Here is a 20,428-nt window from a genome sequence, read left to right as displayed (position 1 = left end):
AACACTCCACCATATTTATTATATTTGGTTGATTAAGATAAAAGCACAAGCCCCAAAATTCGAGATACCAAACGAAATTGTAAAACCACAACCCCAAAAATTGAATGTTATGTCCATTACAGACATTATCTACACCGTAATTGCCGGTGGGCTTCTTGGCGCTATAGGCCAGGGAATCCGAATCGCAGTAGGACTTAAAAAATTAAGTGATTCCAACGCACAGCAGGTAGCAGCAGGCAGTACGCCTGAAAAAATGGATGCAGGACGCCTCTGGGTCAGTATCTTCATCGGCTTTGTAGCTGGTGCCATTGGTATGATTATCAAGGGTACCTCACTCAAAACTGCAGATGGTTACCAGACAGAAGCCATCGTGACCATTATTGCCATCGGCTATGCAGGCGCAGACTTTATTGAAGGCTTCTTCCAGACTTACCTGAATAAGGTGAAAGCTGTTGTACCTGCCGCACCAGTCACGATCACCGCCACGCCCCCGGTGACTGTATCAGTTGAACAAGCAACCCCTGTAAACGAAGAACCAGAGCTGGTTGCAGATGAATATACCCCACAACATAACAATGCATTAGGATGAGTATCATACCAAAATTAAGCCCCAATTTCACCCCAGGAAGAAAGAATTACACCCCATTTGCCATCGTTATCCACATCATGGATGGTACGCTGGCCGGCACTGACAGCTGGTTCAGTAATCCTGCTTCCAAAGTTTCTGCCCACTATGGCGTAGGCCAGCAGGGCGAAGTACATCAATATGTGCAGGAAACAGACAGTGCCTGGCATGCAGGCCGTGTGTACACGCCTTCATGGACACTGATCAAAACTTCCAATGGTCAGTACATCAATCCAAACTATTACACCATCGGTATCGAACACGAAGGGAAAGGCGATACTCCATGGACAGATGCCATGTATGCCGCCAGTGCGGCCCTGGTACGCGACATCGCTGATCGCTGGCATATTCCGCTGGACAGACAACATGTAGTCGGTCATCACGAAATCTATGGCGCTAAAACCTGCCCTGGTACAAAGGTCGATCTCAATAAACTGATCACACTGGCCAGTGGTAATCAGCCTACACCTGTGAACGATGACGATGATGGCGACATCCCACAAAAAGTAAAAACCACAGGTAAAGTTACTTCCCGCTCACGGCTCAATATCCGCGCTACCCCTGATACACACAAGGCTCCCATCAATATAGTGGAACCAGGTATCCAACTGGCTTACGACGGCTATGTGAACAACGGTGAGAAGATCAATGATAACAGCAAATGGTACTTTACTGAAGAAGGGAGCTGGTTCTGGAGCGGAGGAGTGAGATAACCTATACAACCCCAAATAATAAGTTATGGAAAAACTGTTAGACTTGTTAAAGTCTTTCGCAGGCTTTTTGTTTTATCATTACAAAGGATTGTATAATGAACTGAACAAAGCCCGGGATCACGTGCCCCTACGGTACATGATCAGTGACTTTGTAAGTGTGCTCCGGAGCTGTGGTATGTTCGTTACACTGCATGCGATAGCCTTATTGGTGTTTACCGTATTGCCACAAGGGAGAGATGTACTGCTGATAGTTGTTGAAGAAATTGCCGTCCAGCACCATGTAGGTAATCTACTATGGTTGCTGGGCGGTGCTTTTATATGGAGTGTGGTATCGGAATATGGTAGCCGGTATGCTATCTATGTTACTGACCATTCTGGCAAGAGCCTCTCTGATGAAAGAGTACTATGGCGCAAAGCTGTGCAGAAGACCATTGCACAAACTTCATTGTTGATGCCTTACTTCATTCTTTTATTAGGTTTTGTGATCAATTATATCGGTGAAAATACACTGAACCCGAATCAACGTAACTGGGGATTTGGCATCCCGATGGGATGTTTGCTCCTGTTAGTGAACCTTGTAGCAAGGGCGTATTTTCTGGATGAAAAAAAGGAGGGTCCGGACGACGTTATTTTAGATCCAACGTCAGGTGAGCTGGTGTCAAAAAAGCCATCTGGTGTCATGTCTTTCCTACGCCTGCCTAAACAGGAAATGGAGTGGTGCAATAAGCTGATCGGGATTTATAATGACTATGTATTTCAGTTGCGCAAGCCATCTAATTTCTCTGACAATATCAATAGCCGATACGAAGAGTTTACGGAGCAGTTTTTAAATCTGCCCCGCGCAGCGCAAAGCGAATTTCTGAAAGACCCTGACAAAATGCCACCGGAGACGATTGTACCTGCTTCATTTGTACCATCGCCTACAGGATTGATACAGGATGATAAGCCTGATTCGATGTACAGATGGATTTACCGGATCCCATTGAAATTTTATAAACAGCTGCACCTGCAATTAAAGATCATTGCCATCACCAGCCTCAGTATATTCCTCATTGTAGGTATACTGCCTATCCGGTATTATGAAAAGATTGGTGCACCCGGTCTTGTTATCTTTGCATTTGCCTGCTGGATCGGTATTTATATCGGTTTATTATATGTGGATTATGCATTGCTGAGAACAAAACCTTTTTCATTGCGCATCACTTTGGTGGTCGTGCTGGTCCTCTCTTCACTCCTGAATAATGATCATCCTGTACGGTATGACAGCTAAAGCAATTATGATCGCAGACCCCTGATGTCTACCCATTTTGATAACTGGTTTGAGCAATATAAATCGGAAGGAGATCACAGGTATTTTTTCAGTTGGGTAAAAGATACAGCTGGTAAGCCCATACCTAAATACCCGGTAGTATTTGTGTGTGCAGAAGGTGGCGCTTTGAGAACAGGCGCCTTCACTTCTCTGATGCTGAGTTTTTTGCAGGAGAGCCTGGCAAATGCACAGGATTCTGTATATAATAAATTACACCCGGATACATCAAAGGGTGCAAATATTATTCAACCTGTAGTGAGCCATCCATTCAATTTCAAAAGAGCTATTTATGCTTATTCAGGTGTATCGGGTGGTAGCCTTGGAATTGCATTTTTCAATGCGATGGCGTACCTCACTCCTGATAGTCTGCACAAAGTGGATTCCCTCTCGAACATGACAGATTTATTTTTCCAGCAGGATTATTTATCGCCTGTGATCGGTAAGATGTTCTACGGTGATCTGCTCAATCTTTTATTGCCGTTTCAGATACCTGCATTTGACAGAGCCGCGGCATTGGAAAAAGGGTGGGAGAGTGGTTACAGACAAGTGGTGACCCCTGATGCCAGCAATATTTTTCTGATAATTTCCAGAAGCTTTATTCGCCTAAAAATACCTTACCAGCCTTGTTTATTAACACTACTGAAGTGGAGACCGGATTGCAATGCTGGATGACAAATGTTAGGCCTGATAGTACGATGCTTTTATATCAGCGAAGAGATTTATTTAATAAGAAGATCCGGGGTGGTATCCGGTATAGTACTGTCGTTAATTTCAGTACACGCTTCCCATTATTCTCCCCCGGTGGAAATTTAAAACAGGATGATGAAACCAAATATCATTACGTAGATGGAGGGTATGTGGAAAACACAGGCACCGGAACGATGCTGGAAGTATTAAAAACATTGAAATTAAAATCCAAAGCATTCAGGGATCGTGAGATCGTGCCTTTTGTATTTGTGCTCAGCTTCAGTGATTCCCGGGAGGCTGATACCAAGAACCTGAGTTTTGGGAATGAGTTGAGTGAAATACTGGCAGGCATTTACGATACACGTGCTGGTCGCTCGGCCATGGCCATGGATGAACTAAGACATTACACAGAGGATGAGCTGCATGGGAAAGTGATTCAGCTCTCTATTGGTAAATCAGGTAGTCAGGTGCCATTGAACTGGGTATTATCCACAAATAGTCTGAATAACCTGAAAATGGATATCAAAGACAAATGGGAACACCGGGAGTTCAATGACCTGCGTAACCTGTACATTCTGAACAAAGATGTGAAGTGGGATTATTAAATCCTTTTTTCTCTCTTTACAAATTTCCTTCTGATCACGTCCTGTACCGGGATACCTTCAATCTTACTTTCCAACCAGGAGATGATGTCCAGGTACAGGAATGATCTTCTTTCGTAAGGATTTTGTGACAACTGCACCAGCTTTTCTTTCAGGCTGGCAAATGCACTTTTCAATGCTTTTGGATTAGCGTAAATATTCTTACGGAGGAACTTCAGTATCTCTTCCATCATTTGCCCAAGGTCTTTGTTCTTGGCAATGAAGTGGTAGACTGACTTAATCAGGTATTCAACCAGACTGTAATTTTCCAGTTCGTAGTGGGCAATGAGGTGTAGTATGCGTGCAAAACACTGGATATCTGCGCGAAGACTACCGATACGCAGGTGAATGATCTTGTTCAGGTACACGATCGCTTTGTTATTATCTCCACTACCAAAGTACAGGCAGGCGATCTTATAGTAAAAGAGCAATACCCTGTGCTGGTCTACCTTTAGTTGATGTTCTGCTATCTCTGCTTCCAGTTGTGGAATAATGCTCAATCCATCGCCGAAAGTACCTTCGAGGAAATACCGGTTTATCCGCGCGGTGTATACATACACAAATGCGGTGGTCTTGGTATTTTCATTGAAGGTTTCATTGTTTTCGGAAATGAATGTTTCGAGGGTGCCCAGGTCACGGATAAATTTCTCGTGGTTGCTGGTATAAAACTGTGCGGTGAGCAGGTTGTGCATCGCCTTGATGTATAGCTCCACGTCCGTCTTTTGCAGGGAGGGGTACAATGTAAACAGGTCTACCCATTTGCGGGTGTATCTGTAAAACATCACAAAGTCCTGTAGGATATAGTAATACCAGCTATAGGCCTGGTACAGGTTGATCTTTTCATAAAAGCTCATATCCTGGTGGCTATTGGCCGGCAATTCCTTTTCGAAGAACAGTTTGACCATATTGGCATCCCGTTCATCCCGGGCATGACCCAGTTTGAGATAGAGGCCGTACATTCGCAGAGAGAGGGTAGATAGCTTGCTGATGTTGCTCAGTTTCTGCTCTATCACCCGGCTTTCCTCACTCAGTTCGTCGGCCCGGTTTTCCAGGCTGCGGGTGATGTGACGGCTTTCGATGAGTTTTTCGAATTCTATGATCTCGTAACTGAGCATCACTTCTTCCTGTTCTATGGCCATGGACTTGGCTTTGGAGAGGAGTTTCAGACTCTGGTTATAGAGCCCCTTGCTGTACAGTACCCGGGCGTAGTCCAATTGTTCCCGGAGGTCGATCAGGGGATCTTTTTGTTTGTAGAGCAGGCGGAGGGTGGTCAGCAACTGCTTGTACAGGTGAGCTTTTACATTGCTCAACTGTTGTTTCTTAATAGCGGGTATTTTCTTCAGTATCAGTTCCTCATCATACTCCTTCAGTTTGTCCAAAGTATTAAAAAGCTGAATGAATAAAACGTCTTCCTTAGAGTTATTTTTGTTGAAAGCAAGCTGGAAATTCCGTTTTTCTGCTTTGGTGAGCGTTTTTATCAGTATAAAGAGCGCATCATGCTGATTGTTGGACATCGTTTATAATATGTTATAATTGACTGACAATCAAATGGATAGTTCTTGTCAGGCTATGTTATATATCGTAATTAAAGCAAATTTAGCTATATGGTAATTAAGGTTTGCTAATTAGATTTGAAGTTACAAACAAACAGGGAAGCACAAAATTAATGATTTCGCCTGTGTTGCAGAAAGTAAAGTATGTTTTTTAATTTAATGTAACACGGGCTCATAAAAAGTAATTACGGAATGGGAAAAACATTAGTTGACAAGATCTGGGACAGTCATATCGTGGTAAGTAAACCTGGATTTCCGGATGCAGTGTACATCAACACGCATTTTATCCACGAAGTTACCAGTCCTCAGGCATTTGACGGATTGCGCAAAAGGGGCATTCCTGTATTCCGTACGGGCAAGACCCGTGCTACAGCCGATCACAACGTACCTACTATGGACCAGCACCTGCCTATCAAGGAAGCGCTGAGCCGCAAGCAGGTAGAGATGCTGACCAGCAACACAGCAGAGTTTGGCGTAGAACTGTATGGTCTGGGCCACCCTTACCAGGGTATTGTGCACGTAATCGGCCCTGAGCTGGGTATTACCCTGCCAGGTATGACCATCGTGTGTGGTGATAGCCATACCAGCACTCACGGTGCATTTGGTGCTATCGCTTTCGGTATCGGTACATCCGAAGTGGAAATGGTACTGGCTACCCAGTGTCTGCTCCAATACCGTCCAAAACGTATGAAAATTGAGGTAAATGGTCAGTTGAAGAAGGGTGTGGTATCCAAGGATATCATCCTTTACATCATCTCTAAGATCTCTGCATCCGGTGCTACCGGCTACTTTGTGGAATTTGCCGGTGAGGCGATCCGCAGCCTGAGCATGGAAGCCCGTATGACCATCTGTAACATGAGTATCGAGATGGGTGCACGTGGAGGTTTGATCGCTCCTGACCAGACTACTTTCGACTATATCAAGGGCCGCGAGTTTGCACCCAAAGGTGCTGACTGGGATAAAGCCCTCGCTTACTGGGAGACTTTGTACACCGATGCTGATGCTGAGTTCGACGCTGTGATCACCTTCGATGCTGCAGATATTGAACCAATGATCACTTATGGTACCAACCCAGGTATGGGTATTGGTGTGACCCAGCACATTCCATCTCTGGAACAGCTGGATGAAAAGGAAAAACCTTCCTTCAGGAAATCCCTTGATTACATGGGGCTGGAGCCAGGCAGCGGTCTGCTGGGCAAAAAGGTGGATTATGTATTCATCGGTAGCTGTACCAACAGCCGCATCGAAGACCTGCGTATGGTGGCTGAATTTGTAAAAGGCAAACATAAGGCAGACGATGTAGTAGTTTGGATCGTACCAGGTTCCAAGCAGGTAGAAGCGCAGGCCAAGAGAGAAGGCATCGATAAGGTATTTGAAGCGGCCGGTTTCCAGTTGCGCGAGCCAGGATGCTCTGCATGTCTGGGTATGAATGAAGATAAAGTTCCTGCCGGCATGTATTGTATCTCTACCTCCAACCGTAACTTCGAAGGTCGTCAGGGTCCTAACGCCCGTACCTTCCTCGCCAGCCCACTGTCAGCAGCAGCTGCAGCGATCACTGGTAAAGTAACCGATGTAAGAGAACTCGTATAAAAGTATTATCATGGCCTGGAACGCGGATTTATATAAAGAGAAGCATGCCTTTGTATTCAACTACGGCAACAGCGTAGTGGAATGGCTGCAGCCCAAAGCAGGGGAGACCATCCTCGATCTGGGGTGTGGTACAGGCGAGCTCACTGCTCAGATCGCAGAGAGTGGGGCAACGGTAAAAGGGATAGACAGTTCCGCCAGCATGATTGCCAGTGCAAAAAGTCATTACCCTTCCATCGATTTTGAAGTGGCAGACGGTACTTCTTTTTCACTGAACCAAACCTTCGATGCGGTGTTTTCCAATGCAACCCTGCACTGGATCCGCCAGAAGGAGAAAGTACTGGATCGTATCTGGCATCACCTGAAACCCGGTGGCAGACTGGTACTGGAAATGGGAGGAAAAGGCAATGTAGACGACATCACAGGTGCCCTGAGCAAAGCGATGGAAGAAAAGGGATATGAATTTAAACCATTTTGGTATTTTCCATCTCCTGGTGAATATACTTCCCTGCTGGAAGAATATGGTTTCCGGGTAAATCAGCTGAGCTATTTTGACCGTGATACCGAGCTGGCTGATCCGGAGAATGGTATCGTAGAATGGCTGCAGATGTTCGGGGCATACTACCTCGAAGCAATACCTGAAGCAGACAGACTGCCCATCCTCAAAGCGGCACAGGAAAGCCTGCGTGCTACTAACTTCCGCGATGGCAAATGGTATACTAAGTATGTAAGGTTGCGCGTGAAAGCTGAAAAAATAGCAGACGCTCAATAATTTGTAAAACACGTAAATTTAAAGTCCTCCTTACGGAGGCGATATATAATGAGTAAGAATTTTCAACAGTTGGAATCTACCGCAGTTCCTATTCCAATCGAAAACATTGATACTGACCAGATCATTCCGGCGCGCTTTCTAAAAGCAACTACCCGCGATGGTTTCGGTGAAAATCTGTTCCGCGACTGGCGTTATGACGGCGACAATCAACCTAAAGCTGATTTCGTACTGAACAATCCTACTTACAGTGGCCAGGTACTTGTAGCTGGTAAGAACTTTGGTTGTGGTTCCAGCCGTGAGCACGCAGCCTGGGCCATTGCCGACTATGGTTTCAAGGTAGTGATCAGCAGTTTCTTTGCAGATATCTTCAAGAACAATGCACTGAACAATTTTATCCTGCCTATCCAGGTGACTGATGCATTTCTCGACAAGATCTTTGCAGCAATCGAAGCAGACGCTCATGCGAAACTGGCTGTAGATCTGGAAAAACAGACCCTGAAGATTGTATCTACAGGTGAAGAAGTTTCCTTCGACATCAATCCATACAAGAAAGCATGCCTGATCAATGGCTATGATGATATTGACTACCTGTTAAGCCTGCGTAAGGAAATTGAAACTTACGAAGCCACCCGGGAGTTTAATTTTTAACTTTTCGCTTTAACTCAACAATACAATAAATGGGCGTAGACAAAAAAATACTGGTTATTCCGGGTGATGGTATCGGACAAGAAGTGACTACCTGGGGTAGGAAAGTGCTGGAAACAATAGCAACAAACTACAAGCACAACTTTACGTTTGAAGAAGGCATCATGGGACACGTAGCGATCGAAGCTACGGGAAATCCCCTGCCAGATGAAACACTGGATAAAGCACGCAAAAGTGACGCTATCCTTTTTGGCGCTATCGGACATGCCAAATATGACAACGATCCTACACTGAAAGTACGCCCTGAACAGGGATTGCTGAAGATCCGCAAGGAACTGGGATTGTATGCAAACCTGCGTCCTATTAAGTTGTTTGATGAGCTGCTGGAAGCTTCCAGTATCAAGCCTGAAATCCTGCGTGGAGCAGATATCCTGTTCTTCCGCGAGCTGACCGGTGATGTTTACTTTGGTGAAAAGAATCGTTCTGAAGATCGCAATACTGCTTCTGACCTGATGATCTATCACAAATATGAAGTAGAGCGTATTGCCCGCAAAGCATTTGAAGCTGCACGTACACGTCGTAATAAACTGTGCTCTGTGGATAAAGCAAACGTACTGGAAGCAAGCCGTCTGTGGCGCGAAGTAGTACAGGCACTGGCAAAAGAATATACTGACGTAGAGGTAGAACATATGTTCATCGATAACGCTGCTATGCAACTGGTGAAGGATCCTAAACGTTTCGACGTGGTGGTAACCGGCAACCTGTTTGGCGATATCCTGACAGATGAAGCATCTCAGATCGCTGGTTCTATGGGTATGCTGGCTTCAGCTTCAGTAGGTGACAGCGTTGGCTTCTATGAGCCTATCCATGGTTCTGCACATGACATTGCAGGTAAAGGCATTGCCAATCCGCTGGCCTCTATCCTGTCTGCAGCACTGATGCTGGATATCTCTTTTGGACTGAAAAATGAATCGCTGCGTGTGATCAAGGCTGTAGAAGCTACTTTGAAACAAGGCTTCCGTACAATGGATATTGCGAACAAGCATACAGACAACCATCTGGTGATGGGTACTGATGCAATGGGCGCCAAAGTACTGGAGAATTTAAACTAAGAATTAAAAAAACAATAACAAATCAACATAAGATGAGCGATAAAAATCGTGTGTACGTCTTCGATACTACTCTCCGTGATGGTGAACAGGTACCTGGCTGTCAGCTGACCACAGTTGAAAAGATCACTATAGCCAAGGAGCTGGAAGCACTGGGAGTAGATGTTATTGAAGCCGGTTTCCCAATATCGAGCCCCGGCGATTTCCAGAGTGTAGTAGAAATATCGAAAGCTGTAAGTGAGCCGGTGATCTGTGCACTGACCCGTGCAAACACTATGGATATTGATGCTGCTGCCGAAGCCCTGCGTTTTGCAAAACGTAAGCGTATTCATACAGGTATCGGTTCTTCCGATATGCACATTAAATATAAATTCAACAGTACCCGCGAAGAGATCCTGAAGCGTGCTGCTGATGCGGTAAAATATGCACGTAAATTCGTTGACGATGTAGAATTTTATGCAGAAGATGCAGGCCGTGCAGACAATGCATACCTCGCGCAGATGATCGAAGCAGTGATTGCTGCAGGTGCGACTGTGGTGAACATTCCTGATACGAATGGTTACTGTCTGCCTGACCAGTATGGTGCGAAGATCAAGTACCTGATGGATCATGTGTCTAACATTGACAAGGCGATTATCTCGGTACACTGTCACAATGACCTCGGTATGGCTACTGCCAACTCCATCGCTGGTGTGATCAACGGTGCACGTCAGGTAGAATGTACCATCAATGGTATTGGTGAGCGTGCAGGTAATACTTCTCTTGAAGAAGTAGCGATGATCCTGAAAACGCATCATTCATTGGGTTATCATACAGGTATTCAGTCAAAGAGACTGTATCAGCTGAGCAACATGGTAGAAACCATGATGCGTATGCCGGTGCAGCCGAATAAGGCAATCATAGGTCGTAATGCATTTGCACATAGTTCCGGTATTCACCAGGATGGTGTGCTGAAGCATCGTGAAAACTATGAGATCCTGAATCCGGAGGATGTGGGTATTGAGTCTAATGCGATTATCCTGACTGCACGTAGTGGCCGCCATGCCCTGAAGCATCACCTGGAGCGACTGGGTTATAAACTGGATAAGGTGAATCTGGATGAGGTGTATCAGCGTTTCCTGGTGATGGCAGATAGCAAGAAAGAAATTTCTGATGCAGATCTGTTAGAACTGATGGGGAATGGTAATGATCAGAATTATACAGATGATAAGGCGATCAAGGTTACATTGTTGCAGGTAGTATGTGGCGATCCGCTGCGTCCTATGGCGACTGTGAAACTGAAGATCAATGGTGAGGAGAAGGAAGCTAGTTCTGCTGGTAATGGTCCGGTGGATGCAGCGATCAATGCGATCCATGTGATTATTAAAGATCAGATAGATATTGATGAGTTTAATATTCAGTCAATGAGAGGGGGTAGTGCGGATGTGAGTAAGGTGAATATGAGGGTGAAGCATAATGGTCAGAGTTACTATGGATATGGGACTTCGACGGATATTGTGAATGCTTCTATGCATGCTTATGTGGATGCGCTGAATAAAATATTCTAAAACTTTTTGAATTCCTTCATGGGTTGTTGAATTTCGGCTCCGCTGAAATTCAACAACCCACAATCAAAATCATTGAGCTGCTTGCGGAGCAAGCAGCTCAATGATTTTGTAGTTTTTGGAAGTCTACATTCATCAATGGATACTGCTGTCCATCTTTCAAATAAAAATGCCACCATTCCGTAGTTAAGTTAATAAACCCATGCTTCTCCATCACCTCCCTCAATAACTTCCGGTTATTTGCCACCAGTGTATCCTGTACGTTATACGACTGATGCGCCTTCTCCGTAAAATCATCAAAATCTGTCGGCATTGCCAAAGGCTTACCCGTTTTTAAATCACATAATGTAAGGTCCACTGCTATCCCTCTATTATGCCCTGACCCTTTTGCCGGATTCGCTGCATATCTTTCATCCGGCACAATCTCCCACATCTTCTGCGTCACACTAAAAGGCCTGTATCCATCATAGATCAACAACCCCAATCCCCGTTCCTCCAACTCCTCCTGTACTTCTTTCAGCGCCTTCGCCGCCGGCAATTTTAAATAAGCGGCTGCACGCGGATACAACACCTGATGTGTAAAGTTATTAGCCGTCGCATATCGGATATCCAATCTGATATGCGGAATGTACTTCGTAAGATCCACCAAATCAGACTGGTTACTTTGCGCAAAAGCAAAATGATACCAGAAAATGAAGAAAATAACAACAGTGTAATTGAATTTCAACCTTTATCTATTTAAAAAATATAAAATATGGTAATAAAGTATAGACTTCTGCTAAAAAAAGATGGAATTCCCCTTGTTAAAAAGGCTATTTTAGAACCCTTAAATTAAGGAAATTATGAACCTGTTTAGATTAGATAATAAAGTGGCAGTCATTACGGGCGGCGGAAGTGGAATTGGTCAGGCTATTGCTAAGGTTTTTGGTGCACAGGGCGCCAGTGTTCACATCATAGAGCTGAATGAAGACGGTGGTCGCCAGACAGCTGCAGACATCACTGCCGAAGGTGGCAAAGCTGCTGTATACGGCTGTAACGTAGCCAAACAGTCGGAAGTTATCGCTGTGATGGAAAAGGTCACTGCTGCTGCAGGCCGCATCGACATCCTCGTAAACTGTGCCGGTATTGCCCACGTAGGCCGGTTAGACACCACTTCAGAAGAAGATCTGGACAGAGTATATAATGTGAATGTGAAAGGTACGTACAACTGTATGTTCGCCGTAATCGGGCAGATGAAAGCGCAAAAGAGCGGTGTGATCCTGAACGTAGCTTCTATTGCTTCCAGCGTAGGTATTCCTGACAGATTCGCTTACTCTATGAGTAAAGGTGCTGTGCTCACGATGACCCTCTCTGTGGCAAAAGATTTTATCAGGGATGGTATCCGTTGTAACTGTGTGTCTCCTGCACGTGTGCATACACCATTTGTAGACGGATTTATCGCTAAAAACTACCCTGGTAAAGAAGCGGAAATGTTTGAGAAACTCTCTCAGACACAACCAATTGGACGTATGGCAAAACCAGTAGAAGTAGGCACCCTGGCACTGTACCTGTGCTCAGAGGAAGCAGGCTTCATCACAGGTTGTGATTATCCTTTGGATGGTGGTTTTATAAAGCTTAATAATTAATTATAAGTAAAGAATTATGAAATAAGGCAAAAGGTATCTTATATTCGTAAATTCTAATTTGTAATTAATCAACCACAATTCCATTATTCATGAAATCTATTTGGTCAGTTATCATACCTGCCACAACTTTATTGTACGCATGTGGCGGTACAGGTACCAACGCCGGCAACGGCCAGCAGGCGGGAGATAGCACAGCTGCGTTTCAACCAGCTACGCCTTCGGGTAAGGTAGCAATCGCTTTCCCGGCAGATGCAGATACGACCCGTATCTCCATCCATTTTGAAGCAGACGGACAGTCTTCGGACAAAACGTTTGAACTGCCTCTGGCAAGAGACGTGGCCGAGCAGGATCTGTATCGTGCCGTGTGGGACAAGCCAAACAGCGTATACATTGGTGTGCTGAAAAGTGACCATAGCACCCGCTATTATCATGCAAGTGTTGATAACGGTAGTGCAAAAATCAATCAGGTAGGTACGCCTCCTGCAGCAGTATGGCACTATGCTGAAGAAAAGGCCGGTTTAGGCACCATTAGCCTGGATATGAAAGCAGTTGATTCTTACGAACAACAAATTCAATCCGGTACTATCATCGCTGACCTGATCGTGAAAAAACTGCCGGTTTCTTCTCCTGATTCTGTGAGAATTTATGCAGAATTCGGTGGCGCTAACAGGACCATTGGAATGGTGGTGCCTGCAGAAGCAACCACAGGTATCGTACAATCACCTTCTCATCCGGAACAGGTGTTCCTGGTGCAGATCTTGAACAAAAAGTACACAAACCTGGTGGAAATCAAAGTGGATAATGGTCACCTGAAGATCAATTCATTGCGATAAGTGTTAAAATAAAAAACAAAGTACAATTAACATATGAAACTGATACGATTTGGAGCACCGGGAGCTGAGAAGCCGGGAGTGGTAACCGAAGCAGGCATGTTTGATGTCAGTGCATTCGGGGAAGATTTTGGAGAGCAATTTCTGGCGACAGATGGACTGAACCGTCTGGCTGCATGGTGGGCGCAAAATGAAAAAAATTGCCCTTCTGTGCCTGCAGGTACCCGTCTCGGAAGCCCTATCACCAGGCCTTCCAAGATTATTTGCATTGGTCTGAACTACGCTGACCACGCAAAGGAAACCAATGCAGCGATTCCACAGGAACCAATCGTATTTTTCAAGAGTACTACTGCGCTGGTAGGCCCGAATGATGACTTAGTCATTCCCCGCAACAGCGTAAAAACTGACTGGGAAGTGGAACTGGCTGTGGTGATTGGAAGGAAAGCCAGCTATATTGAAGAAAAGGATGCGCTGGAATATATAGCAGGTTATGCCTTGCACAACGACTATAGCGAGCGTGAGTTCCAGCTGGAACGTGGCGGACAGTGGGTAAAAGGTAAGAGTAATGACACCTTTGCACCGCTGGGTCCATGGCTGGTAACCAAAGAGGAAATTAAAGATGTGGATAACCTGCGTCTGTGGTTAACCCTGAATGGTAAAACCATGCAGGATGGTACTACAGCCAACCTGATCTTTAAAATCCCTTTCATCGTTTCCTACCTGAGCCAGTTTATGACCCTGCTGCCGGGCGATGTGATCTCTACAGGTACACCTGCGGGCGTAGGTTTGGGAATGAAACCAAATGTATATGTAAAAGCTGGTGATGTGATTGAGCTGGGTATTGACGGTCTGGGTACATCCAAACAAACAGCTGTTGCTTTCAAATAAGAATGCTGTAAGAAATTATGATGCGGTCAGACTGCTTTTGCCGTCTGACCGCTAAATTTTCCACTTGCTGTAATTCTGACATTTATTCCCTTTAAACTTGTAATTTGCTACGATATGAAGAGGCACTGTCTTGCGTTAGATCTGAAGAATGACCCGGTTTTGATAGCTGAGTACGAAGCGTACCACCGGGAAATATGGCCGGAAATCAGGAAGAGTATATTAGACAGCGGTATAGTGAACATGGAGATATACCGTATCATGGACCGCCTGTTTATGATCATGGAAGTAGATGAAACCTTTTCATTCGAAAAGAAAGATGCTGCAGATGCTGCTAACCCCAAAGTACAGGAGTGGGAAGCGCTGATGTGGAAATACCAGCAGGCCTTACCAGTGGCTAAGCCAGGAGAAAAATGGATATTTATGGAGAAGATCTTTGCATTGTAAAAAGAGACTTACTAAGCCTGGCATTTTAATAAGGAAGCAAACGTTATGAAAAAATGGTCATAGACGCTCACCAGCATTTTTGGCAATATCATCCTGTAAAGGATGCCTGGATCACTGATGATATGAAAGTGATTCAGCAGGATTTTTTGCCACAACACCTACTACCGGTTTTGGCGCAAAATAATGTGGATGGCTGTGTCGCTGTACAGGCGGACCAGTCAGAGGTGGAAACTGATTTCCTGCTGGGACTTGCTGCCGGACATGATTTTATTAAAGGCATTGTGGGTTGGATAGATCTGCGCGATGCAGACCTGGAAAACAGGCTGGCGCATTATAGCCAGTTTCCCATGCTGAAAGGTTTCAGGCATATCGTACAAGGTGAGCCTGATCCTGCATTTATTATCAGGGAAGACTTTTGCAGGGGTATACACCTCCTGTCGAAATATAACTTTACTTACGACATCCTGGTCTACCCGGTACAACTACCGGCAGTAGCTACGTTTGTACAGAAATTTCCTGATCACCGCCTGGTGATCGATCATCTGGCTAAACCGTATATTAAAACCGGTGATGTGGAAAGCTGGGCACAACAGATGCGTGCCATTGCACAGTATCCGCATGTATATTGCAAACTCAGTGGTATGGTCACTGAAGCTGACTGGAGCAATTGGGAGCCGGCGCATTTTACGCCATTCCTGGAAGTTTGCCTGGAAGCTTTTGGCGCAGACAGACTCCTGTTTGGCTCCGACTGGCCGGTATGCCAGCTGGCGGGTAGCTATACACAGGTAAAAGGTATTGTGACTGATTATATCAGTCATTTATCAGCAACTGAGCAGGCGAAGATAATGGGTGGAAATGCGATCGCATTTTATGGGCTTTAGGCAATCAAAGGGAGTGCAAAGTAATTCGAACGAATTCAATTCTCTTGAAAAGCCTTACATGTCTTCTAAAGGAAGAACTATTAAAAGAATAATATTTCTAAACAATATTTAAATCGTTCACATGGATCTGGGATTAAAGGAAAAAGTGTTTATTGTTACTGGTGGTGCAAAAGGAATAGGCGAAGCTATCTCCAAACTGATTGCCGCTGAAGGTGGCATTGCTGTAGTGGCAGGCAGAAACGCAGCTGATAATGATAAAACTGTAGCAGCGATCAAAGCTGCCGGTGGCAAGGCTTTTGGCGTTGCAGCTGAGTTGGGTAAAGTGGAAGATTGCAAAAAAGTAATTGATCTGGTAGTAGCAGAATTTGGCCGCATCGATGGTCTTGTAAACAACGCCGGCGTGAATGACGGTGTAGGCCTGGAAAGCGGCAGCCCTGAGAAATTCATGGCTTCTCTGCAAAAGAACCTCTCTCACTATTATAACCTCGCGCACTATGCACTGCCTTATCTGAAAACGACTAAAGGCAGTATCTTAAATATCGGTTCCAAAGTGGCTGAAACCGGCCAGGGTAATACCAGTGGTTACGCTGCTTCCAAAGGTGGTATCAATGCACTGACCCGCGAATGGGCGGTGGAATTGCTGCCTTACAGCATCCGCGTAAATACCGTGATCCCTGCTGAAGTATGGACGCCACTGTACGAAAACTGGATCAACTCCCTGCCTGATCCAAAGGAAAAACTGGCTGCTATCGTTTCTAAAATTCCTTTAGAAAAGAGAATGACCACCTCCGAAGAAATTGCTAATATGACAGTGTTCTTACTGTCTGACGCGTCGTCTCATACTACCGGCCAGATCATCTATGTCGATGGTGGTTATACCCATCTGGACAGGTCTCTGAGCTAACTTATTTTTAAACCATTCAAATTTTCCACAATGGCCGGAGCCACAATGTCCACTTCCACAGTTAAGGCAAACATCGATACGAATAAGAGTTACCTGTTTCCATTTATACTGGTGACCAGCCTGTTCTTTTTATGGGGATTTGCGTATGGGTTGCTCGATATTTTAAACAAACATTTTCAGGATGTACTGGAAGTGACGAAGAGAAAGTCTACTCTGTTGCAGTTTGCTTATTTCGGGGCATACTTCCTGATGGCATTGCCGGCTGGCATCTTCATGAATAAATATGGTTACAAAAAAGGTATCCTGCTGGGATTGGTGCTGTATGCAATAGGGGCGTTTTTATTTTATCCCGCTGCAGGAGCGCTTAGTTTCAACGGCTTTCTGGCGGCATTGTTTATCCTTGCCTGTGGACTGGCCTGTCTTGAAACGGCAGCGAATCCTTATGTAACCGTGCTTGGTAAAAGTGAAACTTCTGAATTTCGCCTGAACCTGTCACAGTGTTTTAATGGCGCAGGGTCTTCATTAGGCGCTTTCATCGGGGGGCAGCTGTTCCTGGAAGACAAAACCGCAGCAGTCTCCGCAGCCAAAGACCTGACGGTCGTTCAGCTTACCTACATTGTTATTGGTATTGTTGTCGTACTGATCGCCATGTTCTTTTTCCGTACACCATTGCCTGAGATCAGGGAAGATGAGGAGGAAGGTCTTGATGCTGCTGCGAAAGCGAAGCCATTATTTTCCCATTCCCATTTTATATGGGGTATCATCGCCCAGTTCTTTTATGTAGCTGCTCAGGTAGGTGTGGCCGCATTATTCATCAACTATGTTACAGAATATTGGCAGGGTACTACCAGTAAGCAGGCATCGTCACTGCTGGCGATCGGGCTTGGATTATTCCTGGCAGGCAGATTTGTGGGTACCGCCATCATGCGGAAAATAAAACCTAACAAGCTGCTGATGATCTATGCATTTATCAACGTGCTGCTTTGTATGCTGGTGATAGCCGGTCATGGAGAGATCTCTGTGTATGCACTGATGGCTATTTTCTTCTTTATGTCTATCATGTTCCCTTCCATCTTCGCACTGGGTGTGAAAGATCTGGGTGTACATACCAAAAGGGCTTCTTCCTTCCAGATCATGGCCATAGTAGGTGGTGCGATCGTACCTTATGTAATGGGTACCCTGGCGGATATGAAATCGACAGCCATCGCTTATGTAGTACCACTGGTTTGTTTCTCCGTGGTATTCTACTTTGGCGGCTGGGGTTATAAACAGCGATGATTCTCATCATGAAATATGTAAATAGCTTCTGCCATCCGCAGAAGCTATTTTTTTTAACTACATTCGGATCATGAACCGGTTATTGTTATTCCTTTGCCTTTTGATCGGTCATACGGTTGCATCACAATCCGTATCAATCACCATCACTCACGAGGTGAACCACCAGCCTATGCGGACCAATAAAGCTTATTATACCGCACAGGGAGATACCTTTACCATTACGAAATTCAAATACTACCTCAGCAATTTCTCCTTCACCAATGAATCAGGAGAAGCTATTAAATTACCACCTGAATATTTCCTGGTCAGTGATGATAGTGCCGCCAGCAAAAAGATCTCCCTCACAGGGCTGCCATTGGGGCGATATAAGGCTGTTTCTTTCATGATCGGGGTAGATAGTATCATGAACTGCACGGGGGTGCAGAGCGGGGCTTTAGACCCTCTTTACGGCATGTTCTGGACATGGAACAGTGGTTACATTATGGCGAAACTGGAAGGCACGTCTCCTGCTTCTCATTTACCGGGGCATGTATTGCAATTTCATATTGGAGGATATAGGGGCACACACCAGTCTCAGCGGATGATACATGTAAATACATCATTTGTAGTCTCGGCAGACAAGACGCCTGTGGTGGACCTCGTAGCAGATGCTGCGGCCTGGTTCAATGGTTCGAATCCGATCCGCTTTAGTGAAACGGCGGGCTTTATGTCCCCAGGTACGATAGGAGACCGGATTGCAGATAATTACAGTCACATGTTTTCCGTTAAATCAAAATAATGAATTCCAAAGCGACGTATGTGATCATGGCATTCTGCCTTTTCCTGATGGGGATCAGTCTCCGTGGGAAAGGCCCTGGCCCTGGTGTCACCTATGTAACCCTCCAATTGCCTGATAGTCTCCCTAAACCTGTATATGACTTTTCTAAAAACCCATTGACAAAAGAAGGTATTGCCTTAGGAAGATATTTATTTTATGATCCGAAGTTATCCCGCGATAGTTCGGTTTCCTGTGGATTTTGTCATCAGCAGTTTGCCGCATTCGGTCATTTTGACCATGCACTGGCACATGGTGTGTATGGTAGGATGGGTACGCGTTCTGTACCTACTTTGTTCAACCTGATCTGGCAAAAAGATTTCATGTGGGATGGCGGTGTGAATCACCTGGATATACAACCCATGTCGCCCATCGTTGCAGAAAATGAAATGGACATGCCACTGAATGAACTGTTAGACCGGCTCAAATGCAATGAGAAATACCAACAAATGTTCAAAGCGGCATATGGTACGGAAGAAGTGACGAGTCAGCGGATGTTCAAAGCACTGGCGCAGTTCATGGCGACTATGATCAGCTTTGACAGTAAGTATGACAGTGTGAGAAGGGGAGAACCCGGTGTGACCTTTACGGCAGAGGAAGGAGGTGGCTATAAAACGTTTCAGCAGAAGTGTGCAGGGTGCCATAAAGAACCTTTTTTTACAGACTTCACTGCACGGAATAATGGGTTGCCTTACAGTCCGAATATGAATGATATGGGACGTATGCGTATTACAAACAATACAGGAGATTATATGAAGTTTAAAGTACCTTCCTTACGCAATGTAATGGTGAGTGCGCCTTACATGCATGATGGAAGGTTCTTTGATATTTTCCAGGTGTTTGCCATGTATGATCATGGACAGGAGAATGGTAGTACCGTTGATCCTTTAGTACGCGGTATGCAACTGTCACCAAAGGAACAACGGCAGTTATATATGTTCTTACTCACCCTTACGGATAAACATTTTTTGAAGAACCCGGATTTCAGTGAAGTGATGATAGCGGATTAATTACTTTTTCTTCCTCCTCCAGCAATCTGCTACGTGGTCATCTACCATACCTGTGGCCTGCATAAAGGCGTAGCAGATAGTAGAGCCCACGAACTTAAATCCACGCTTGAGCAGGTCTTTGCTCATCGCATCGGAGATATGGGTTTTAGCTGGTACCTCACTCAGTGATTTGAAGTGATTGACGATCGGTTTACCACCCACGAAACTCCAGATGTATTTGTCAAAACTGCCGAATTCCTTTTGTACTTCAAGGAATGCTTTTGCATTGAGAACGGTACCGTTTATTTTGAGGCGGTTACGGATAATGCCGGCATCCGCCATGAGGGATTCAATCTTTTTGTCCGTGTATTTTGAAATCTTTTTTGCGTCCCAGTTGTCAAAAGCTTTGCGGTAGTTTTCTCTTTTAGTGAGCACTGTATACCAGCTCAGACCAGCCTGAGCACCTTCGAGATTGATCATTTCGAACAGGCGGGTATCGTCGTGAAGCGGAACGCCCCATTCATTGTCGTGGTAGTCTTTGTAGAGCTGGTCTTTGGTAGACCATGAGCAGCGGTTTGGTTCCATCCTGC

General features: G+C 45.1%; 22 protein-coding genes. 19 read left to right on the top strand and 3 right to left on the bottom strand.

Going from position 1 to position 20,428, the window contains the following annotated elements:
• Positions 1-109 precede the first annotated feature (109 nt).
• From BW716_RS02770 to BW716_RS02750, 5 genes are read left to right on the top strand one after another with little or no spacing between them, the layout of a single operon-like run.
• On the top strand, positions 110-589 hold the full coding sequence (locus tag BW716_RS02770; protein WP_083720721.1) for a hypothetical protein: 480 nt from the start codon (positions 110-112) through the stop codon (positions 587-589).
• Positions 586-1,338 (top strand): N-acetylmuramoyl-L-alanine amidase, encoded by a 753-nt coding sequence (locus BW716_RS02765; RefSeq protein ID WP_083720719.1) that lies wholly within the window; start codon positions 586-588, stop codon positions 1,336-1,338. Before BW716_RS02770 ends, BW716_RS02765 begins: the two co-directional genes overlap by 4 nt.
• A 25-nt stretch (positions 1,339-1,363) precedes the next feature.
• Positions 1,364-2,608, top strand: a complete 1,245-nt coding sequence (locus BW716_RS02760; protein WP_083720717.1) for a hypothetical protein — start codon at positions 1,364-1,366, stop codon at positions 2,606-2,608.
• 24 nt (positions 2,609-2,632) lie between these two features.
• Positions 2,633-3,319, top strand: coding sequence for a hypothetical protein (locus BW716_RS02755; RefSeq protein WP_083720715.1), 687 nt, complete (start codon positions 2,633-2,635; stop codon positions 3,317-3,319).
• Complete coding sequence (locus tag BW716_RS02750) at positions 3,316-3,939, top strand: hypothetical protein (protein ID WP_083720713.1); 624 nt, start codon at positions 3,316-3,318, stop codon at positions 3,937-3,939. Before BW716_RS02755 ends, BW716_RS02750 begins: the two co-directional genes overlap by 4 nt.
• Here the strand turns inward: BW716_RS02750 and BW716_RS02745 are convergent.
• Positions 3,936-5,489 (bottom strand): hypothetical protein, encoded by a 1,554-nt coding sequence (locus BW716_RS02745; protein ID WP_083720711.1) that lies wholly within the window; start codon positions 5,487-5,489, stop codon positions 3,936-3,938. The two genes, BW716_RS02750 and BW716_RS02745, sit on opposite strands and share 4 nt — an antisense overlap.
• Before the next feature lie 231 nt (positions 5,490-5,720).
• On the opposite strand from BW716_RS02745, the gene leuC reads away from it, so the two are divergent.
• Genes leuC through BW716_RS02720 form a run of 5 tightly spaced genes read left to right on the top strand, consistent with a single transcriptional unit; the run spans position 5,721 to position 11,188 of the window.
• Entirely contained in the window at positions 5,721-7,118 is a 1,398-nt protein-coding gene (gene leuC / locus BW716_RS02740; RefSeq protein WP_083720709.1) for a 3-isopropylmalate dehydratase large subunit, read from the top strand.
• 10 nt (positions 7,119-7,128) lie between these two features.
• Positions 7,129-7,887: a methyltransferase domain-containing protein gene (locus tag BW716_RS02735; protein WP_083720707.1), complete on the top strand. Its 759-nt coding sequence runs from the start codon at positions 7,129-7,131 to the stop codon at positions 7,885-7,887.
• A gap of 48 nt (positions 7,888-7,935) precedes the next feature.
• On the top strand, positions 7,936-8,535 hold the full coding sequence (gene leuD / locus BW716_RS02730) for a 3-isopropylmalate dehydratase small subunit (protein ID WP_083720705.1): 600 nt from the start codon (positions 7,936-7,938) through the stop codon (positions 8,533-8,535).
• 29 nt (positions 8,536-8,564) lie between these two features.
• A complete protein-coding gene (leuB, locus tag BW716_RS02725; RefSeq protein ID WP_083720703.1) occupies positions 8,565-9,644 on the top strand; it encodes a 3-isopropylmalate dehydrogenase in 1,080 nt (359 codons plus the stop codon).
• A 32-nt stretch (positions 9,645-9,676) separates the two neighbouring features.
• Complete coding sequence (locus tag BW716_RS02720) at positions 9,677-11,188, top strand: 2-isopropylmalate synthase (RefSeq protein WP_083720701.1); 1,512 nt, start codon at positions 9,677-9,679, stop codon at positions 11,186-11,188.
• Positions 11,189-11,285: 97 nt separating this feature from the next.
• Here BW716_RS02720 and BW716_RS02715 read toward each other — a convergent pair whose 3' ends face one another.
• On the bottom strand, positions 11,286-11,912 hold the full coding sequence (locus BW716_RS02715; protein WP_083720699.1) for a M15 family metallopeptidase: 627 nt from the start codon (positions 11,910-11,912) through the stop codon (positions 11,286-11,288).
• A gap of 115 nt (positions 11,913-12,027) precedes the next feature.
• Here BW716_RS02715 and BW716_RS02710 point away from each other — a divergent pair, with 115 nt between their 5' ends.
• The 9 genes from BW716_RS02710 (at position 12,028) to BW716_RS02670 (ending at position 19,859) form a co-directional block, all read left to right on the top strand.
• Positions 12,028-12,810 carry an SDR family NAD(P)-dependent oxidoreductase gene (locus tag BW716_RS02710; protein WP_220388705.1) on the top strand — a complete coding sequence of 261 codons (783 nt, stop codon included), beginning with the start codon at positions 12,028-12,030 and terminating at the stop codon, positions 12,808-12,810.
• An 89-nt stretch (positions 12,811-12,899) separates the two neighbouring features.
• A complete protein-coding gene (locus BW716_RS02705) occupies positions 12,900-13,643 on the top strand; it encodes a hypothetical protein (protein ID WP_083720698.1) in 744 nt (247 codons plus the stop codon).
• Positions 13,644-13,676: 33 nt separating this feature from the next.
• The gene (locus tag BW716_RS02700; RefSeq protein WP_083720696.1) at positions 13,677-14,528 is read left to right on the top strand and encodes a fumarylacetoacetate hydrolase family protein; all 852 of its coding nucleotides are present in this window, start codon (positions 13,677-13,679) and stop codon (positions 14,526-14,528) included.
• 114 nt (positions 14,529-14,642) lie between these two features.
• On the top strand, positions 14,643-14,972 hold the full coding sequence (locus BW716_RS02695) for an L-rhamnose mutarotase (protein WP_083720694.1): 330 nt from the start codon (positions 14,643-14,645) through the stop codon (positions 14,970-14,972).
• 53 nt (positions 14,973-15,025) lie between these two features.
• Positions 15,026-15,853: an amidohydrolase gene (locus BW716_RS02690; RefSeq protein ID WP_083720692.1), complete on the top strand. Its 828-nt coding sequence runs from the start codon at positions 15,026-15,028 to the stop codon at positions 15,851-15,853.
• 121 nt (positions 15,854-15,974) lie between these two features.
• On the top strand, positions 15,975-16,757 hold the full coding sequence (locus tag BW716_RS02685) for an SDR family oxidoreductase (protein WP_083720690.1): 783 nt from the start codon (positions 15,975-15,977) through the stop codon (positions 16,755-16,757).
• A 30-nt stretch (positions 16,758-16,787) separates the two neighbouring features.
• Positions 16,788-18,035, top strand: coding sequence for an L-fucose:H+ symporter permease (gene fucP / locus BW716_RS02680; protein WP_083720689.1), 1,248 nt, complete (start codon positions 16,788-16,790; stop codon positions 18,033-18,035).
• Positions 18,036-18,105: 70 nt separating this feature from the next.
• Positions 18,106-18,813, top strand: a complete 708-nt coding sequence (locus BW716_RS02675; protein ID WP_083720686.1) for an MbnP family protein — start codon at positions 18,106-18,108, stop codon at positions 18,811-18,813.
• A complete protein-coding gene (locus BW716_RS02670) occupies positions 18,813-19,859 on the top strand; it encodes a cytochrome-c peroxidase (RefSeq protein WP_083720684.1) in 1,047 nt (348 codons plus the stop codon). Before BW716_RS02675 ends, BW716_RS02670 begins: the two co-directional genes overlap by 1 nt.
• Here BW716_RS02670 and BW716_RS02665 read toward each other — a convergent pair whose 3' ends face one another.
• The gene (locus BW716_RS02665) at positions 19,860-20,423 is read right to left on the bottom strand and encodes a DNA-3-methyladenine glycosylase I (RefSeq protein ID WP_083720682.1); all 564 of its coding nucleotides are present in this window, start codon (positions 20,421-20,423) and stop codon (positions 19,860-19,862) included.
• Positions 20,424-20,428 lie beyond the last annotated feature (5 nt).

This window comes from [Flexibacter] sp. ATCC 35208 (genome assembly GCF_001975825.1).
In the GTDB taxonomy this organism is placed as follows: domain Bacteria; phylum Bacteroidota; class Bacteroidia; order Chitinophagales; family Chitinophagaceae; genus Chitinophaga.
The sequence above is the reverse complement of the archived record's forward strand: the minus strand, read 5'-3'. Positions and strand labels throughout refer to the sequence as shown.

Excerpts from the sequence above, each read along its gene's own strand:
- BW716_RS02720 (WP_083720701.1), top strand. The coding sequence starts at position 9,677 with ATGAGCGATAAAAATCGTGTGTACGTCTTCGATACTACTCTCCGTGAT.
- BW716_RS02705 (WP_083720698.1), top strand. The coding sequence starts at position 12,900 with ATGAAATCTATTTGGTCAGTTATCATACCTGCCACAACTTTATTGTAC.
- BW716_RS02755 (WP_083720715.1), top strand. The coding sequence starts at position 2,633 with ATGTCTACCCATTTTGATAACTGGTTTGAGCAATATAAATCGGAAGGA.
- BW716_RS02760 (WP_083720717.1), top strand. The coding sequence starts at position 1,364 with ATGGAAAAACTGTTAGACTTGTTAAAGTCTTTCGCAGGCTTTTTGTTT.
- BW716_RS02695 (WP_083720694.1), top strand. The coding sequence starts at position 14,643 with ATGAAGAGGCACTGTCTTGCGTTAGATCTGAAGAATGACCCGGTTTTG.
- BW716_RS02765 (WP_083720719.1), top strand. The coding sequence starts at position 586 with ATGAGTATCATACCAAAATTAAGCCCCAATTTCACCCCAGGAAGAAAG.
- BW716_RS02710 (WP_220388705.1), top strand. The coding sequence starts at position 12,028 with ATGAACCTGTTTAGATTAGATAATAAAGTGGCAGTCATTACGGGCGGC.
- BW716_RS02665 (WP_083720682.1), bottom strand. The coding sequence starts at position 20,423 with ATGGAACCAAACCGCTGCTCATGGTCTACCAAAGACCAGCTCTACAAA.
- leuB (WP_083720703.1), top strand. The coding sequence starts at position 8,565 with ATGGGCGTAGACAAAAAAATACTGGTTATTCCGGGTGATGGTATCGGA.
- BW716_RS02750 (WP_083720713.1), top strand. The coding sequence starts at position 3,316 with ATGACAAATGTTAGGCCTGATAGTACGATGCTTTTATATCAGCGAAGA.
- BW716_RS02745 (WP_083720711.1), bottom strand. The coding sequence starts at position 5,489 with ATGTCCAACAATCAGCATGATGCGCTCTTTATACTGATAAAAACGCTC.
- BW716_RS02735 (WP_083720707.1), top strand. The coding sequence starts at position 7,129 with ATGGCCTGGAACGCGGATTTATATAAAGAGAAGCATGCCTTTGTATTC.
- BW716_RS02700 (WP_083720696.1), top strand. The coding sequence starts at position 13,677 with ATGAAACTGATACGATTTGGAGCACCGGGAGCTGAGAAGCCGGGAGTG.
- BW716_RS02685 (WP_083720690.1), top strand. The coding sequence starts at position 15,975 with ATGGATCTGGGATTAAAGGAAAAAGTGTTTATTGTTACTGGTGGTGCA.
- leuC (WP_083720709.1), top strand. The coding sequence starts at position 5,721 with ATGGGAAAAACATTAGTTGACAAGATCTGGGACAGTCATATCGTGGTA.
- BW716_RS02675 (WP_083720686.1), top strand. The coding sequence starts at position 18,106 with ATGAACCGGTTATTGTTATTCCTTTGCCTTTTGATCGGTCATACGGTT.
- BW716_RS02770 (WP_083720721.1), top strand. The coding sequence starts at position 110 with ATGTCCATTACAGACATTATCTACACCGTAATTGCCGGTGGGCTTCTT.
- leuD (WP_083720705.1), top strand. The coding sequence starts at position 7,936 with ATGAGTAAGAATTTTCAACAGTTGGAATCTACCGCAGTTCCTATTCCA.
- BW716_RS02690 (WP_083720692.1), top strand. The coding sequence starts at position 15,026 with ATGGTCATAGACGCTCACCAGCATTTTTGGCAATATCATCCTGTAAAG.
- fucP (WP_083720689.1), top strand. The coding sequence starts at position 16,788 with ATGGCCGGAGCCACAATGTCCACTTCCACAGTTAAGGCAAACATCGAT.
- BW716_RS02670 (WP_083720684.1), top strand. The coding sequence starts at position 18,813 with ATGAATTCCAAAGCGACGTATGTGATCATGGCATTCTGCCTTTTCCTG.